Annotated in this window: 14 protein-coding genes; 12 read left to right on the top strand and 2 right to left on the bottom strand. The window is 71.4% G+C overall.

Annotated features, from left to right (window positions below):
* Nucleotides 1-2 precede the first annotated feature (2 nt).
* The gene (locus tag ACAX67_RS11730; RefSeq protein WP_370704026.1) at nt 3-779 is read left to right on the top strand and encodes a succinate dehydrogenase/fumarate reductase iron-sulfur subunit; all 777 of its coding nucleotides are present in this window, start codon (nt 3-5) and stop codon (nt 777-779) included.
* A 57-nt stretch (nt 780-836) separates the two neighbouring features.
* Nucleotides 837-1,778 carry a helix-turn-helix domain-containing protein gene (locus ACAX67_RS11725; RefSeq protein WP_370704025.1) on the top strand — a complete coding sequence of 314 codons (942 nt, stop codon included), beginning with the start codon at nt 837-839 and terminating at the stop codon, nt 1,776-1,778.
* Between the two features lie 9 nt (nt 1,779-1,787).
* Here ACAX67_RS11725 and ACAX67_RS11720 read toward each other — a convergent pair whose 3' ends face one another.
* Nucleotides 1,788-2,876 (bottom strand): glycosyltransferase, encoded by a 1,089-nt coding sequence (locus tag ACAX67_RS11720; RefSeq protein ID WP_370704024.1) that lies wholly within the window; start codon nt 2,874-2,876, stop codon nt 1,788-1,790.
* A gap of 562 nt (nt 2,877-3,438) precedes the next feature.
* Between ACAX67_RS11720 and ACAX67_RS11715 the strand changes: the two genes are divergently transcribed.
* The 10 genes from ACAX67_RS11715 (at nt 3,439) to ACAX67_RS11670 (ending at nt 16,641) form a co-directional block, all read left to right on the top strand.
* Entirely contained in the window at nt 3,439-5,202 is a 1,764-nt protein-coding gene (locus ACAX67_RS11715) for a methylmalonyl-CoA mutase family protein (protein WP_370704023.1), read from the top strand.
* Nucleotides 5,199-7,343: a methylmalonyl-CoA mutase gene (scpA, locus tag ACAX67_RS11710; RefSeq protein WP_370704022.1), complete on the top strand. Its 2,145-nt coding sequence runs from the start codon at nt 5,199-5,201 to the stop codon at nt 7,341-7,343. The genes ACAX67_RS11715 and scpA overlap by 4 nt, the downstream gene beginning before the upstream one ends.
* Nucleotides 7,343-8,314, top strand: coding sequence for a methylmalonyl Co-A mutase-associated GTPase MeaB (meaB, locus tag ACAX67_RS11705; protein WP_370704021.1), 972 nt, complete (start codon nt 7,343-7,345; stop codon nt 8,312-8,314). The genes scpA and meaB overlap by 1 nt, the downstream gene beginning before the upstream one ends.
* 19 nt (nt 8,315-8,333) lie before the next feature.
* The gene (locus ACAX67_RS11700) at nt 8,334-9,545 is read left to right on the top strand and encodes an amidohydrolase (protein WP_370704020.1); all 1,212 of its coding nucleotides are present in this window, start codon (nt 8,334-8,336) and stop codon (nt 9,543-9,545) included.
* A 109-nt stretch (nt 9,546-9,654) separates the two neighbouring features.
* The gene (locus tag ACAX67_RS11695; RefSeq protein ID WP_370704019.1) at nt 9,655-10,791 is read left to right on the top strand and encodes a BMP family lipoprotein; all 1,137 of its coding nucleotides are present in this window, start codon (nt 9,655-9,657) and stop codon (nt 10,789-10,791) included.
* 106 nt (nt 10,792-10,897) lie between these two features.
* Nucleotides 10,898-12,409: an ABC transporter ATP-binding protein gene (locus ACAX67_RS11690; RefSeq protein WP_370704018.1), complete on the top strand. Its 1,512-nt coding sequence runs from the start codon at nt 10,898-10,900 to the stop codon at nt 12,407-12,409.
* Entirely contained in the window at nt 12,409-13,623 is a 1,215-nt protein-coding gene (locus ACAX67_RS11685) for an ABC transporter permease (RefSeq protein ID WP_370704017.1), read from the top strand. Before ACAX67_RS11690 ends, ACAX67_RS11685 begins: the two co-directional genes overlap by 1 nt.
* On the top strand, nt 13,620-14,954 hold the full coding sequence (locus tag ACAX67_RS11680; protein ID WP_370704016.1) for an ABC transporter permease: 1,335 nt from the start codon (nt 13,620-13,622) through the stop codon (nt 14,952-14,954). The genes ACAX67_RS11685 and ACAX67_RS11680 overlap by 4 nt, the downstream gene beginning before the upstream one ends.
* A 2-nt stretch (nt 14,955-14,956) precedes the next feature.
* Nucleotides 14,957-15,358, top strand: coding sequence for a cytidine deaminase (locus ACAX67_RS11675; RefSeq protein WP_370704015.1), 402 nt, complete (start codon nt 14,957-14,959; stop codon nt 15,356-15,358).
* Nucleotides 15,355-16,641, top strand: a complete 1,287-nt coding sequence (locus ACAX67_RS11670) for a thymidine phosphorylase (RefSeq protein ID WP_370704014.1) — start codon at nt 15,355-15,357, stop codon at nt 16,639-16,641. The genes ACAX67_RS11675 and ACAX67_RS11670 overlap by 4 nt, the downstream gene beginning before the upstream one ends.
* A 21-nt stretch (nt 16,642-16,662) precedes the next feature.
* Here the strand turns inward: ACAX67_RS11670 and ACAX67_RS11665 are convergent, their stop codons facing one another.
* Entirely contained in the window at nt 16,663-17,118 is a 456-nt protein-coding gene (locus ACAX67_RS11665) for a MaoC family dehydratase (RefSeq protein ID WP_370704013.1), read from the bottom strand.
* Nucleotides 17,119-17,173 lie beyond the last annotated feature (55 nt).

Raw genomic sequence — 17,173 nt, 5'->3', positions numbered from 1 at the left:
TGATGGGCTACCAGCTGAAGATGCGGGTCTGGCGCGGCGACGCCAGTGGCGGCGACCTCGGTGACTACGAGGTCGAGGTCTCCGACGGCGAGGTCGTGCTCGACGCGCTGCACCGCCTCCAGGCCACCCAGGCGGGCGATCTGGCCATCCGGTGGAACTGCAAGGCGGGCAAGTGCGGCTCGTGCAGTGCCGAGATCAACGGCCGCCCACGCCTGCTGTGCATGACGCGGCTCTCCGACTTCGACCCGGCCGAGACCATCACCGTGACGCCGATGCGGTCCTACCCCGTCATCCGCGACCTGGTCACCGACGTGTCCTACAACTACGAGAAGGCGCGCGAGCTGCCCGGCATCGAGCTCGGTCCGCGCGACGCCGACGGCAAGCGCCGGATGATGCAGATCGACGTCGAGCGGGGCCAGGAGTTCCGCAAGTGCATCGAGTGCTTCCTGTGCCAGAACACCTGCCACGTCACGCGCGACCACGAGGACAACAAGCCGGCCTTCGCCGGGCCGCGGTTCTTCCTGCGCTACGCCGAGCTCGACATGCACCCGCTCGACACCGTCGACCGGCGTGACGCCGTCCGCGACACGGCCGGGATCGGGCTGTGCAACATCACCAAGTGCTGCACGGAGGTCTGCCCGGAGGGCATCAAGATCACCGACAACGCGATCATCCCGATGAAGGAGCGCGTCGCCGACCGCAAGTACGACCCGCTCGTGTGGCTGGGCAACAAGATCGGGCTGCGCAACAAGGACAACGACGGCCGCACGAGCGTCTGACCGGGCTCCGCAAGCCCGATCAAGCGCGGTGGGGGTGGCGGCGCCGAGGATGGCCGGGTGACCGCGACCGACTCCTTCCACGACTTCGTCGACCAGCTGGCCGACGCGCTCGCGGACGGGGTCGGGGGAGCGGTCGACGCCACGGGCGAGGAGTGGGCCGCGCGGCTGCACTTCTCCCGGTTCCACTTCGACCGGATGATCAGCAGCGTCGCCGGTGAGCCGCCGGCGGCCTTCCGGCGCCGGATCCTGCTCGAGCGCGCGGCCTACCGGATGATCACGACGTCCGCGCCGCTGATCGACATCGCCGTGGAGGCGGGCTACGGCTCGCACGAGGCGTTCACGCGTGCCTTCACCAGGGCGTACGGCGTCGCGCCGGCCGCCTGGCGCAGGCAACCCAGCCAGATCCGGATCGCCGCGCCCAGCGGCGTCCACTTCCACCCGCCGGGCAGCCTGCGGCTCCCGGCCCGTCCGAGCAGGAAGGTGACCGCTGTGCAGCTGATGACTGCGATGGTCGAGCACCACGTGTGGTTGACCGGCGAGATGATCCGCGTCGCCGCCCGGCTGTCCGACGAGCAGCTCGACCAGAGGATCGGGGTCGACGTCGACGAGGACGAGCAGACGATCCGCTCACTGCTCTCGCGCCTCGTGGGGCAGATGGGCATGTGGAACGCCGCGATGGCCTCCCGTGAGTACGACTGGTCCGTCGAGGACCACGAGTCCCTCGCCTCGATGCGCGCCCGCCTGGCCGAGGAGGGCCCGACGTACCTCGGCCACGTGCACGACGTCGTCGACCGGGAGGCGCTCGACGAGACGTTCGTCGACGCCCTCTGCGAGCCGGCGGAGGTGTTCACCTACGGCGGCATGATCGCCCACGTGCTCACCTTCGCCGCCCACCGGCGGACCCTGGTCGCGCTGGCCCTGGCCAAGCACGGTCACGAGGAGCTCGGCTGGGGCGACCCGATGCGCTGGGTCGCAGAGCCGCCTTCGCTCGTCGAGTAGTCCGAGCCGCTAGGAGAGGACGTATCTCGAGACGCCCTCAGGCCGCGAGCGGCGCCGGGCGGGGTAGTGGTGCGCGACGAGCTCGTCGACCGCATCCACCCAGCTCCGACGGAGCGCCCGCTCGCGGCCCGCCTGGCCGAGCAGCCCGCGGTGCCGGTCGCCGGCCACCGCGGTGACGGCGCGGCGCAGGTCGCGGGGGTCGGCCGGGTCGTAGAGGAGCCCGGTCTCGAGGTGACGCACCACGTCGGCCGCCCCGCCCGCACGCGGGGCGACCGTCGGCACGCCCGAGGCTGCCGCCTCGCGGAGCACGTGGCAGTCGGTCTCGAGCTCACCGGGATGCACCAGCACGTCGAGGGTCGGCAGGGCCACGGTCAGGTCGCCGGTGCCGAGGGGGCCGGTGAACCGGGCGTCGGGGAGCCGTCGCGTCAGCCACGCGCGCTCCGGGCCTTCGCCGATCACCACGAGCCGGATCCCGGGTACGTCGGCGAGGTCCGCCAGTCGTCGTACGCCATGACGCCTCGCGAGGCTGCCGACGTAGCCGACGACCACCCGGCCGCCGTCCCCGGAGCCGGCCCGCGCCCACGCGCCGTGCAGCCAGGGATCGCGGAGCGTGGGGGTGAAGGCGAGGGAGTCGACCCCGGGCTCCCACAGCGTGGCCCGCGCCCCGAGGTCGGCGACCCGGCCGACCATCCAGGGGGCGGTCACGAGCAGGGTGTCCGCCCGGTCGGCGACCTTCGCGCGCCAGTAGTCGGCGGCGAGGTCGAGCACGGGCGACTGCTCGACGACGACCGTCGGGACGCCCGCGCGCCGGGCGTGCTTGAGGGCCTTGCGGCCGACGTACCGCGGCGACGTGACCTGCACCAGGTCGGGCGCGAAACCCTCGATCGCCGCGCGGACCTGCCCGCCGGTCGGCTCGAGCGGCCGCACCCGGACGACGTCGCAACCGCGATAGGTGGCCAGGCCCGGACCGGGCGCGATGATCCGCACGGTGTGGCCGAGGTCGACGAGCCGGTCGGCCGTCGCCTTCAGCGTGGTGGTGGTGCTGCCGTCCGTGGGGGACCCGGAGAAGAACGTCTCGGTCACCAGGGCGATCCTCATGTCGCCAGCCTGGGGTCCCGAGCTGGCCGCCCGCCGAGCCCCCGGTGGACACCGGATGAACGACCGGGCGCGCCGCTTCACGGGAGTCGTGTGCCTGTGACCGCGCTCTGGGTCGTTCTCGGGCACACGACCGGCGTTGGCGGTGCGGCTCAGGGGAGTCGTGTGCTTGTGACCGCGCTCTGGGTTGTTCTCAGGCACACGAGGGGTGTTGGCGGCGCTCAGGGGAGTCGTGTGCTTGAGGCCGCGCTCTGGGTCGTTCTCAGGCACACGAGGGGTGTTGGCGGTCGCGCTCACGGGAGTCGTGTGCTTGTGACCGCGCTCTGGGTTGTTCTCAGGCACACGAGCGGTGTTGGCGGCGCTCAGGGGAGTCGTGTGCCTGTGACCGGGCTCTGGGTCGTTCTCAGGCACACGACCGGCGCTGGCGGTGCCGCTCAGGGGAGTCGTGTGCCTGTGACCGCCCTCTGGGTCGTTCTCAGGCACACGACCCCAGTAGGCGGGGAGTGACATATGCCACGGGTGGACGCCGAAACCAGGCCCGATCGGTCGCCGTAGCATGCCCTCCATGACGGACACGAGAAGCGGGGCTCCCCTCGCCCTCGCTGCCGAGCAGGACGTGCACAGCCAGGAGGAGTGGGAGGCCGCGACGGCCGCAGTGCTCCGGAAGGCGCGCCGGCTCGGTGAGGACGACCCCGACGCGGAGGTCTGGGACAAGCTCACCCGGACGACCCTCGACGGCATCGCGATCACGCCCCTCGGGCTGCCGGGCGGCGCGGCTGCGTCGGTGCGCCCGCGGCGCGCCGGCGCGTGGGACATCCGCTCCCTCGTGTCGCGCCCCGACGCCAAGCGCGCCAACGAGGAGGCGCTCGTCGACCTCGACGGCGGCGTCACCAGCCTGTGGGTGGCGGCGGACGAGGACACCGATCTCGCAGCGGTGCTGGCCGGCGTGCTGCTCGACCTGGCGCCCGTCGTCCTCGACGCGCCCACCGACCCCACGCGGGCGGCCGAGGCGCTCCTGGCCCACGCCGACGAGCGCGGCGTGGACCTGCACCCCGACAGCAACCTCGGCGCCGACCCGCTCGGCGCCCTCCTGCGCGACCTGCCGCTCGCGGTCGACGAGGCCGTCGCCGAGCTCCGGGACCTGGCCGGCCGGGCCCGGACCGCGGGCATCCGCGCGATCGTCGTGGACGCCACCGCGGCCCACGACCTCGGGGCCAGCGACGTGCAGGAGCTCGGCTGGTCGATCGCGGTCGGCGTCGCCTACCTGCGCTGGCTCACCGACCACGGGCTCGACCTCGCCGACGCGGCGGACCTGATCGAGTTCCGCTACGCGGCGACCGACGAGCAGTTCCCGACGATCGCCAAGCTCCGCGCCGCCCGGCAGCTCTGGGCGAGCGTGCTGCAGCACTCCGGCCTGCCGGACGACGTGGACGTGGCCCAGCGCCAGCACGCCGTGACCAGCCGGCCGATGCTCAGCAAGTACGACCCCTACGTCAACATGCTCCGCGTCACGGTCGCTGCGTTCGCCGCCGGCGTCGGCGGCGCAGATGCGGTCACCGTACTGCCCTTCGATGCCGCGCTCGGCCAGCCGGAGGCGTTCGGCCGCCGGATCGCCCGCAACGTCAACCACCTCCTCGTCGACGAGTCCCATGTCGCGGCGGTCGCGGACCCCGCGGGCGGGGCGTACGCCGTGGAGCAGCTCACCGCCGACCTCGCCCTCGCCGGCTGGGCGGCCTTCCAGGAGCTGGAGCAGGAGTGGGAGGGCGGTCACGACCTCACGCCCTTCCGCGACCGGATCGCCGCGACGGTCGCCGAGCGCGAGCGCGACATCGCGCGGCGCAGGCGGCCGCTGACCGGCCTCACGGAGTTCCCGAACCTCGCTGAGCAGCTCCCGGCGCGCGACCCGGACCCGCTCAACGACCGGGTCGTGCGCTACGGCGCCTCGTTCGAGGCGTTGCGCGACCAGCCGGCCGCGACCCGCGTCTTCCTGGCCACGCTCGGCACCATCGCGCAGCACACGGCGCGCGCCACCTTCGCGAGCAACCTCCTCGCCGCCGGTGGCATCGGGGTCGAGCTCGCGGGACCGACCTCGGGCGTCGACGAGCTCCTGGCGTCGTACGCCGGCCAGCCGGTCGTCTGCCTGGCCGGCACCGACGCGGCCTACGCCGAGTGGGGCGGCGCCGCCGTCACCGCCCTCCGCGAGGCCGGTGCGCAGCACGTGATCATCGCCGGCAAGCCCGACGCCGTCGACGCGGAGGTCGACGACGCCGCGGCGATGGGCGTCGACGCGCTCGCCTTCCTCACCGCGACCAGGGAGAAGCTGTCGTGACCATCCCCAAGAGCTTCGCCGACCTGCCCCTGGCCGGCTCCGCCGCCGCCACCGAGGCCCCGACCGGCGAGGGCTGGCACAGCCCGGAGGGGATCGAGGTCAAGCCGTCGTACTCGGCCGCCGACCTCGAGGGCCTCGACGCGCTCGACACCTACCCGGGCCTGAGCCCGTTCCTGCGCGGGCCCTACCCGACGATGTACACGACCCAGCCCTGGACGATCCGGCAGTACGCCGGCTTCTCCACCGCCGAGGAGTCCAACGCCTTCTACCGGCGCAACCTGGCGGCGGGGCAGAAGGGCCTGAGCGTCGCGTTCGACCTCGCGACCCACCGCGGCTACGACTCCGACCACCCGCGCGTGCGGGGCGACGTCGGTATGGCGGGTGTGGCGATCGACTCGATCTACGACACCCGCACCCTGTTCGACGGCATCCCGCTGGACCAGATGAGTGTCTCGATGACGATGAACGGCGCGGTGCTCCCGGTGCTCGCGCTCTACATCGCCGCGGCCGAGGAGCAGGGGGTGAAGCCGGAGCAGCTCTCGGGGACCATCCAGAACGACATCCTCAAGGAGTTCATGGTCCGCAACACCTACATCTACCCACCGGCGCCGTCGATGCGGATCATCTCCGACATCTTCGCGTTCACCAGCGAGCGGATGCCGCGCTTCAACTCCATCTCGATCTCCGGCTACCACATGCAGGAGGCGGGGGCGACCGCCGACCTCGAGCTCGCCTACACGCTGGCCGACGGCGTCGAGTACATCCGCGCGGGTCTCGACAGCGGGCTCACGATCGACCAGTTCGCGCCCCGACTGAGCTTCTTCTGGGCGATCGGCATGAACTTCTACATGGAGGTCGCCAAGATGCGCGCGGCCCGGGCACTGTGGAGCCGGCTGGTGCGCCAGTTCGACCCGCAGAACCCGAAGTCGCTCTCCCTGCGCACGCACAGCCAGACGTCGGGCTGGTCGCTCACCGCGCAGGACGTCTTCAACAACGTCGGTCGCACGGCGATCGAGGCCATGGCCGCGACCCAGGGGCACACCCAGTCGCTGCACACCAACGCCCTCGACGAGGCCATCGCGCTGCCCACCGACTTCTCCGCGCGCATCGCGCGCAACACCCAGCTGCTCCTGCAGCAGGAGAGCGGGACGACGTACACGATCGACCCGTGGGCCGGGTCCTACTACGTCGAGAGGCTCACCCACGACCTCGCGGAGCGCGCCTGGGCGCACATCCAGGAGGCCGAGGAGGCCGGCGGCATGGCCGCGGCGATCGAGCAGGGCATCCCGAAGATGCGCATCGAGGAGGCTGCCGCCCGCACCCAGGCGCGGATCGACTCCGGCGCGCAGAAGGTCATCGGCGTCAACACCTTCCGGCTCCCCGCCGAGGACCCGCTCGAGGTCCTCAAGGTCGACAACGACGACGTCTACCGCCAGCAGATGGCCAAGCTGGAGCGGCTGCGGGCCGAGCGGCACCAGGGCGACGTCGAGGCGGCGCTCGAGGCACTCACCCGCAGCGCCGACACCGGTGACGGCAACCTGCTCGAGCTCGCCGTCGGCGCGGCCCGGGCGAAGGCCACCGTCGGCGAGATCTCCGACGCGCTGGAGAAGGTCTACGGCCGTCACCAGGCGGTGATCCGTACGATCTCGGGCGTGTACCGCGACGAGGCCCAGGAGAGTGGCGACACCCTGCTCACGCAGGTGCGGCAGGCGACGGACGACTTCGCCGAGGCCGAGGGTCGCCGTCCGCGCATCCTGGTCGCCAAGATGGGTCAGGACGGCCACGACCGCGGCCAGAAGGTCGTCGTCTCCGCCTTCGCCGACATGGGCTTCGACGTCGACGTGGGGCCGCTGTTCTCCACGCCCGAGGAGGTCGCGCAGCAGGCGATCGACGCCGACGTGCACATCGTCGGTGTCTCCTCGCTGGCTGCGGGTCACCTCGCGCTGCTCCCGGCGCTGAAGTCGGCGCTCGCGGAGCACGGCCGGGAGGACATCATGGTCGTCATCGGCGGCGTGATCCCGCCCGACGACGTACCGACCCTCAAGGAGATGGGCGCGGCCTCGGTGTTCCTGCCGGGCACGGTCATCGCCGAGTCGGCCCTCGACCTGCTCGCCAAGCTGCGCGACCAGCTCGACCACTGATGGACGCTGCCGGGCTGCTCGAGGGGGTGCGCGCGGGCAGGCGCGCGCAGGTGGCGCGGGCCATCACCCTCGTCGAGTCCACGGCGCCACGCCACCGGGCTGCTGCGCGCGAGCTCCTCACCGAGCTCGCGGGAGCCGACGGCCCGCCGGCCGTGCGTGTCGGCATCTCGGGCGTGCCCGGCGTCGGCAAGTCGACCTTCATCGAGGCGCTCGGCAGCCGCCTGACCGCGGCCGGCCACCGGGTGGGCGTGCTCGCGGTGGACCCGTCGTCGGTGCGCACGGGGGGCTCGGTGCTCGGCGACAAGACCCGGATGTCGCGGCTGTCGGCGGACCCTGCCGCCTTCATCCGACCGTCGCCGTCCGCGGGCACCCTGGGCGGGGTCGCCCGGGCGACGACGCAGGCGATGACCGTCCTCGAGGCCGCCGGGTACGACGTCGTGCTGGTCGAGACCGTCGGGGTCGGCCAGTCCGAGGTGACCGTCGCAGGGATGGTCGACACGTTCCTCTTCCTGACGCTCGCCCGCACGGGCGACCAGCTCCAGGGGATCAAGAAGGGCATCCTCGAGATCGCCGACGTCATCGCCGTGAACAAGGCCGACGGGGACCGGGAGGGGGAGGCCCGGGGAGCAGCGCGGGAGCTGGCCGGGGCGCTCCGGATGGTCCGCGGGCACGGCGAGTGGGCCCCGCCCGTCGTCACCTGTTCCGGGCTGCACGACGTCGGCGTGGACGACGTGTGGCAGAAGGTCCTCGACCACCGCGACCACCTCGGCGAGGGCGGTCTGACCACGAAGCGGGCCGAGCAGCAGCTCGACTTCACCTGGGCGCTCGTGCGCGACGAGCTCGACCAGCGGCTGCGGCACTCCGCCGGGGTGAAGGCGGTGCAGGCCGACGTGCGCGCGGCCGTGCTCGCCGGCGAGCTGACCGCTCCGCTGGCGGCCGACCGGCTCCTCGAGGCCTACGACCAGGACTGACAGGACTACGCTCGTCCCGATGTCTTCCAGTCCCGCCGACCCGAGCGCCGAGCCCCTCGAGCGCGTCATCAACGACGTCGTCGACAAGCACACCGACGACCTGATCGACCTGCGGCGCGACCTCCACCGGCATCCCGAGCTCTCGTGGCAGGAGAAGCGCACCACCGATCGGGTGGTCGAGCGGCTCGAGCACGCCGGCTGGCGGGTGACCCCGTCGCAGCGCAGCGGGGCGCTCGCCGAGATCGGCGAGGGCGACCGGGTGATCGCGCTGCGCGCCGACCTCGACGCGCTACCGGTGCAGGACATCACCCAGGACCCGTGGCGGAGCACCGTGCCCGGCGTCGCCCACGCCTGCGGCCACGACCTGCACACCACGGCCCTGCTGGGCACGGCCGAGGTGCTCGCCGAGGTCCACGCCCAGGGCCGGCTGCCCGGACGGGTGCGGCTGCTGTTCCAGCCCGCCGAGGAGGTCATGCCCGGCGGCGCGGTGCACCTGGTCAACAACGGCGCCCTCGAGGACGTCGAGCGGATCTTCGCACTGCACGCCGAGCCCGCGGTCGACGTCGGCACGATCGGGGTGCGCACCGGACCGATCACGAGCGCCGCCGACCGGATCGAGGTGCGCCTCGAGGGCAGCGGCGGACACACCTCGCGCCCCCACCTCACCGGCGACCTCACCTTCGCGCTGGCCAAGATCACCAGCGAGCTCCCCGCGGTGTTGAGCCGCCGGATGGACCCCCGCGCCGGGGTCAGCGTCGTGTGGGGCGTGCTCCGCGCCGGGTCGGCCCCCAACGTGATCCCCGACCAGGGCATCGCCGCCGGCACCGTGCGGATCCTCGACTCCGTCGCGTGGGCGGGGGTCGAGGCCGTCGTACGCGAAGCCGTGCTCGACATCGTGCGCCCCTACGGCGTCACGGCGGCCGTCGACTACCTCCAGGGCGTGCCGCCCGTGGTCAACGACGCGACCAGCGCGCAGATCGTCGCGCAGGCGGTCGACGCGGTCCTCGGCACGCACCACCGCACCGAGGTCCCGCAGAGCCTCGGGGGCGAGGATTTCGGCTGGTACCTCGCCAACGTGCCGGGCGCGATGTTCCGCCTCGGCACCCGCACGCCGGGCGGGCCGACGTACGACCTGCACCAGGGTGACCTGCGGATCGACGAGCACGCGGTGGCCATCGGAGCCCGCGTGATGGCCTCCGTGGCGCTCCGCTCGCTGATCACCGGTCGGTAACAACCTCAGAAAATTAGATTGCAACGGCCCCCTCCGCCGAAACTCGCCGTTAGGGTGCTTCGGGATGCCCCGCCGGGGGGCGTGAACAGTTCTGATCCAGGAGGACGCCGTGAAGAAGACGGCACGTATCGCCGCGGTGGGTGTCATCGCAACGCTGGCCCTGACCGCTTGTGGCAGCCGGGAGGACGACGGCGACAAGAAGGGGAGCAGCAGCAACAGCGACTCCACCAGCAGCAGCGCACCGACCGACGCGTCCAGCCCCACGGAGGCGGCCGAGCAGTATCCCGACTTCAAGGCCTGCATGGTGTCCGACTCGGGCGGCTTCGACGACAAGTCGTTCAACCAGACCTCGCACGACGGTCTCGTGAACGCGGTCGACAAGTACGGCATGCAGACCGCCGAGGTCGAGTCCAACGACCCGTCGCAGTTCAAGGACAACATCCAGGCGATGGTGGACCAGGGCTGCAACTCGATCACCACGGTCGGCTTCCTGCTCGCCGACGACACCCTCGCCTCGGCGAAGAAGCACAAGGACATCGACTACTCGATCGTCGACTTCGCCTACTTCGACGACAAGGGCAACAACACCGCGCCCGCCAACCTCAAGGGCCTGACCTTCAACACCGCGCAGCCGTCGTTCCTCGCCGGCTACCTCGCGGCCGCGAAGACCAAGTCCGGCGTGGTCGGCACCTTCGGTGGTCTCAACATCCCGACCGTGACGATCTTCATGGACGGCTTCGTCCAGGGCGTGGACTACTACAACGAGGAGAACGGCACCGACGTGCAGGTCCTCGGTTGGGACCGCGACAAGAAGGACGGCTCCTTCACCAACGACTTCGAGTCCACCACCAAGGGCCAGAACGTCGCCGAGGAGCTCATCACCCAGGGTGCTGACATCATCTTCCCGGTCGCCGGTCCCGCGGGTCTCGGTGGTCTCCAGGCCGCCAAGGACAACGGCGCCTGGGGCATCTGGGTCGACACCGACGGCTGTGTCTCGGCCGCCGAGTACTGCGACATCCTCCTGACCTCGGTCATGAAGGGCATGGACGTCGCCGTCGAGCAGGGCATCGCCGACGCTGCGGGTGGCACCTTCAGCAACGAGCCCTACTCGGGCACGCTGGACAACGGTGGTGTCGCGCTGGCGCCGTACGGCCCCAACGCCGACATCGACTCCGACCTCTCCGCCAAGATCGATGACCTCAAGCAGCAGATCATCGACGGCACGATCACGGTCGAGACGCCCTGATCGGTTGGACCTGATCCGGTAGTCGACAGGTCGGGGTGGTCGCACGACCACCCCGGCCTGTCGTGCACTTCAACGGTGAAGCACGGCGAGGAGGGACGGGCGCGCGATGCGACTCGAGATCAAGGGACTGACCAAGCGGTTCGGCAGCTTCACGGCCAACGACAAGATCGATCTGGTCGTCGAACCGGGTGAGATCCACTGCCTCCTCGGTGAGAACGGGGCCGGCAAGTCGACCCTGATGAACATGCTCTACGGACTGCTCACCCCGACCGAGGGCGAGATCCTCCTCGACGGGCAGCCCGCCGGCTTCGAGGGCCCGGGCGACGCGCTGTCGGCCGGCATCGGCATGGTCCACCAGCACTTCATGCTCGTCCCCGTCTTCACCGTCGCCGAGAACGTCATGCTCGGCCACGAGAAGACCCGTGGCGCCGGCATCCTCAACCGGGAGGCCGCCCGCAAGCAGGTGCGCGAGCTCTCCGAGCGCTACCAGCTCCACGTCGACCCCGACGCACTCGTCGAGGACCTCCCCGTCGGCGTGCAGCAACGCGTCGAGATCATCAAGGCCCTCGCCGGCCAGGCGAAGATCCTCATCCTCGACGAGCCGACGGCGGTGCTCACGCCGCAGGAGATCGACGAGCTGATGGGCATCATGCGCGAGCTCAAGGCGCAGGGCACCTCCATCATCTTCATCACCCACAAGCTGCGTGAGGTCAAGGCCGTCGGCGACCGCATCACCGTGATCCGTCGCGGCAAGGTGGTCGGCACCGCGCCGCCCACGGCGTCGGAGGCCGAGCTCGCCGAGATGATGGTCGGCCGGTCCGTCCAGCTCGCCGTGGACAAGGAGAACAAGATCGGCGGCGACGCCGTGCTGCGGGCGCAGAACATCACCGTCGTCGACCCGCGCGGCCACCTGGTCGTCAAGGACGTCTCCTTCGAGGTCCGCGGCGGCGAGGTGCTCGGCATCGCGGGCGTCCAGGGCAACGGGCAGACCGAGCTGATCAAGTCGCTGCTCGGGCTCGTCAAGCCGGACGCCGGACGGATCGAGCTGGAGGGCAAGGACATCAGCCGGCACGGCCCGCGCCAGAGCCTCGCCGACGGCATCGGCTACGTGCCGGAGGACCGGTCCCACGACGGGTTCGTCGGTTCCTTCAGCGTGCGCGAGAACCTGGTGCTCGACCTCTACCGCACCCCGGAGTTCTCGGCCGGCCCGGCGCTCAGGCTCGACGCGATCGAGGCCAACGCCCGCCACCGCATCGAGGAGTTCGACATCCGCACCGAGACGCCCGAGACGCCGGTGGCGTCGCTCTCGGGTGGCAACCAGCAGAAGGTCGTCATCGCCCGGGAGTTCTCGCGCCCGCTCAAGGTGCTGATCGCCTCCCAGCCGACCCGCGGCGTCGACGTCGGGTCGATCGAGTTCATCCACAAGCGGATCATCAGCGAGCGCGACAACGGCACGGCGGTGCTCATCGTGTCGACCGAGCTGGACGAGATCTACGCCCTGGCCGACCGGATCGCCGTGATGTACGACGGCCGCATCGTCGCAACCGTCCCGCCGGACACCCCGCGCGAGCAGCTCGGCCTGCTGATGGCGGGCGCGACCCCGGAGGTGAGTGCCTGATGGCCATGTCCCCGACCCCCGAGACGCTGATCCCGGAGCCGGAGCCCACCGGCAGGCGCAGCGTCAGCACCTGGCTGCCCACCGTGCGCGACACGGTGCTGGCCATCGCGCTGGCCCTGGTGGTCGGCGCCTTCCTCGTCATCGTGTCCGACGAGCAGGTGATCGACGCCTTCAAGAACCTCGTGAACTACCCGGGGTCGTTCTTCGTCTACGGCGGCGACGTCCTGCGCTACTCCGCCGAGGCCGTCTGGGACGCCTACTCGGCGCTGGTGCGCGGAGCCGTCGGCTCCGGCCCTGCCCTGCAGCGCACGCTCGAGCGCTCCGCGCCGCTGATCTGCGCGGGCCTCGGTGTGGCGATCGCCTTCCGGGCCGGGCTGTTCAACATCGGTGCGCAGGGGCAGGCGCTCGTCGGCGCCCTCGCCGCGGGCTACGTCGGCTTCACGTGGGACCTGCCGCCGGGCATCCACCTGCTCGCGGCTCTGGTCGCCGGCCTGGCGGCCGGCGCGTTCTGGGGCGCTCTCGTGGGCTGGCTCAAGGCCACCTCGGGCGCCCACGAGGTCATCACGACGATCATGCTCAACAACGTCGCGCGCTTCGTGGTCCTCTACTTCCTCGCGAAGGAGGCCTTCCAGAAGCACAACAGCGACAACCTGATCACGCCGCCGCCGATGGACAGCGCGACCTTCCCGACGGTCGCCGGGCTGCACCTCGGCATCCCGCTGGCGGTGCTCACCGCGGCCGCGGTCTGGTGGATCCTCGAGCGGAGCAAGCTCGGCTTCGAGCTGCGCGCGGTGGGCGCCAACCCCGATGCGTCCCGCACGGCCGGCATGAGCACGACGAAGGTCTACATCATGGTGATGGGCCTGGCCGGCCTGCTCTCCGGCATGGCGGCCTGCATGACCGTCCTCGGCCTGCACCAGTCGGTCACCGACCAGGTCGTCGGCTCGGTCGGCTTCGACGCGATCACCGTGGCCCTGCTCGGCCGGGCCACCCCGCTCGGGACCGTCCTCGCCGGCCTGCTCTTCGGCGCGCTCTCCGCGGGCGGCCTCGGCATGCAGGCCTCCGCAGGCGTGCCGCCCGAGCTGATCCAGGTGGTCCAGGCGCTCATCGTGCTGTTCGTGGCCGCCCCCACCCTGATCCGCAACCTGGGCCGCATCCGGCGCCGCCGAGCCAAGCAGAAGACCGACGTCGTCACCGAAGGAGCGGCAGCATGACCGACGTACTCCCCACCCCTGCCGCGACCTCCGCCCCCGATCCGAAGGTGCGCGACCGCGCCGACGTGCGCCGTCAGGTCAAGCTGATCGTGGTCCTCGGCATCGTGCTGCTGGCGGAGGTCTGGTTCAAGCTCAAGATCGACGACCCGCAGGTCAGCCACCTCTTCAAGGGTCCGCGCACGCTGGAGAACCAGCCGGTCGTCTTCAGCGGCACGCCGGTGTCCCTGATCGCCATCGCGCTCACGGTCGTCGCCCTGCTGCTGGCGCTGGTGAACCGCTACCCGCGCGGGATGTGGGGCGTGCTGCTGGGCGTGGTCGTCGGGCTGGGCTTCTACGGCGCCTTCCTGATGTGGGCCTACGCCGACCCGTCCGGTGCCTTCGCGCCGGCGATCACGAGCCCGATCCCGGGCACGATCCGCATCGCCACCGCGATCGTCTTCGGTGCGCTGGCCGGGGTGCTCTGCGAGCGCGCGGGCGTGGTCAACATCGCCATCGAGGGCCAGTTCATCGCCGGCGCCTTCTTCGGGTCGGTGTTCTCGAGCTTCGCGGTGGCCAACATCGCGGCCATCCCGCTCTTCTGGTGCCCGGTCTTCGGGCTGCTCGGCGGCATCATCGCCGGGGTGGGCGTCGCTGCGCTGCTCGCCTTCTTCGCGCTGCGCTACCACGTCGACCAGGTCGTGGTCGGCGTGGTGCTGGTGGCGTTCGGCTACGGCATCACGAGCTTCCTGCTCGGCCAGATCCCGCACGACAAGAAGGACAAGCTCAACAACCCCCAGCTGCTCGAGACCGTCGAGATCCCGGGCCTGCACAAGATCCCCTACATCGGTGAGCCGCTGTTCGGGCAGAACCTCCTCGTCTACGTGATGTACCTGTCGGTCCCGCTCGTCTGGCTGCTGCTCTTCCAGACGCGGTGGGGGCTGCGCGTGCGCTCGGTGGGCGAGCACCCGAAGGCCGCCGACACGGTCGGCATCGACGTCGACCGCACCCGCTGGCAGGCGGTGCTCCTCGGTGGCGTCTTCGCCGGCCTGGGCGGCGCGTCCTTCACGCTCACGACGGGCGCGTTCGACAGGGAGATGACCGCCGGGTTCGGCTTCATCGCCCTGGCCGCCGTCATCATGGGCCGCTGGCACCCGGTCGGGGCGGCCTTCGCGGCCGTGCTGTTCGGCTTCCTGCAGAACCTCAAGGACCAGCTGGGCATCCTCGGCGACAAGGTGCCGGGCGACCTGCTCTCCGCGCTGCCCTACCTCGCCACGATCATCGCCGTCGCCGGCTTCATCGGGCGGGTGCGACCACCCGCCGCGGACGGCCAGCCCTACATCAAGAGCGACTGATCGTGGCTGTCGACTGGGAGGCGCTGCGCACGGCGGCGACCGAGGTCTCCACGCGCGCCTACGCGCCGTACTCCCGCTTCCACGTGGGCGCCGCCGGCCTCGCCGACGACGGCCGGCTGCTGGTGGGCTGCAACGTCGAGAACGCCGGGTACGGCGTCACCCTGTGCGCCGAGTGCGGGCTCGTGTCCTCGCTCCACGCCACGGGTGGCGGCAGGCTCACGCACGTCGTGTGCGTCAACGGGGCCGGTGAGGTGATCATGCCGTGCGGACGTTGCCGGCAGATCCTCTTCGAGGCCGGTGGCGCACGGTTGGAGCTCATGACGCCGGAAGGTGTGAAGACCATGGACGAGGTGCTTCCGCTCGCCTTCGGACCCGACGACCTCGCTGCGGCGGAGGGCGCATGAGCGGGCACGACGCGGTCGAGGTCATCTCGACCAAGCGCGACCGGGGCACCCTCAGCACGAGCCAGATCGACTGGGTGATCGACGCCTACACGAAGGGCGTCGTGGCCGACGAGCAGATGTCGGCGCTGGCGATGGCCATCCTGCTCAACGGCATGGACCGACGCGAGATCACCGACTGGACCGCGGCGATGATCGCCTCGGGGGAGCGGATGGACTTCTCCGCGCTCTCGCGGGCGACCGCCGACAAGCACTCCACAGGCGGCGTCGGCGACAAGATCACGCTGCCGCTCGCGCCGCTCGTCGCGGCGTGCGGCGTCGCCGTGCCCCAGCTGTCCGGGCGCGGTCTCGGGCACACCGGCGGCACCCTCGACAAGCTGGAGTCGATCCCGGGCTGGCGGGCGGCGCTGTCCAACGACGACATGATGGCGCAGCTGGAGTCGGTCGGCGCGGTCATCTGCGCCGCGGGCGACGGCCTGGCTCCTGCCGACAAGAAGCTCTACGCGCTGCGCGACGTGACCGGCACCGTCGAGGCGATCCCGCTCATCGCCTCCTCGATCATGAGCAAGAAGATCGCCGAGGGCACCGGGGCGCTGGTGCTCGACGTGAAGGTCGGCAGCGGCGCCTTCATGAAGGACGTCGACCGCGCGCGCGAGCTGGCCGAGGTGATGGTCGCGCTCGGCACCGATGCGGGCGTGCGCACCGTCGCGCTGCTGACCGACATGGACGTCCCGCTGGGCCACACGGCCGGCAACGCCATCGAGGTCGCCGAGTCCGTCGAGGTGCTCGCCGGCGGTGGTCCGGCCGACGTCGTGGAGCTGACCCTCGCGCTGGCGCGCGAGATGCTCGACGGGGCGGGCATGACCGGGGTCGACCCGGCCGACAAGCTGGCCGACGGCTCGGCGATGGACGCCTGGAAGGCCATGATCCGCGCCCAGGGCGGCGATCCCGACGCTCCGCTCCCGGAGGCGCGCGAGACGCACGTCGTGACGGCCGCCGCCGACGGGGTGCTCACCCGCCTCGACGCCATGGCCGTCGGTGTCGCCGCATGGCGGCTCGGTGCCGGCCGCGAGCGCAAGGAGGACCCGGTGCAGGCCGGAGCCGGGGTCGTGTGGCACGCCCGTCCGGGCGACACCGTCACGGCGGGCCAGGCGCTCTTCACCCTGCACACCGACACACCCGAGCGCTTCGACCGCGCACTGGCCGCGCTCGAGGGCGGCTACGAGGTGGCTGCGCCCGGCACGTCGTACGACGCCCGGCCGATCGTCATCGACCGGGTGAGCTGACCCGGGTCCGGCCCCCGGGGCTCAGGAGGGCAGCAGGAGGACGACCGTCTCGGCGACGCACGCCGGCTTGTCCTGGCCCTCGATCTCGATGGTGTGCTTCGAGATCAGCTGCTTGCCGCTGGGGATGTCGGTGACGCCCGTGATGCTCACGTGTGCGCGGACGCGGGCGCCGACGGGGACCGGCGCGGGGAAGCGGACCTTGTTGACGCCGTAGTTGAGCTTGGCCCCCGGCGTGGCGAGCTTGAAGACCTGGCTGCCGAGCCACGGGATGAGAGCCAGCGTCATGTAGCCGTGGGCGATCGTGCCGCCGAACGGGCCGTCCTTCGCGCGCTCGACGTCGACGTGGATCCACTGGTGGTCGCCGGTCGCATCGGCGAACTGGTTGACGCGACGCTGGTCGATGGTGACCCACTCGCTGGCGCCGAGCTCCTCGCCCGCAGCCGCCTCGAGCTCCTCGAACGTCGTGAAGACCCGCATCGACCCGCTCCTTCTCGCATTGATTCCGCCGTTCGGCCCCATCGGTTGACCGGAT

This window comes from Nocardioides candidus (assembly GCF_041321175.1).
GTDB lineage: Bacteria > Actinomycetota > Actinomycetes > Propionibacteriales > Nocardioidaceae > Nocardioides.
Note: the sequence above shows the minus strand (reverse complement) of the source record. Positions and strands in the feature narration are given on the sequence as shown.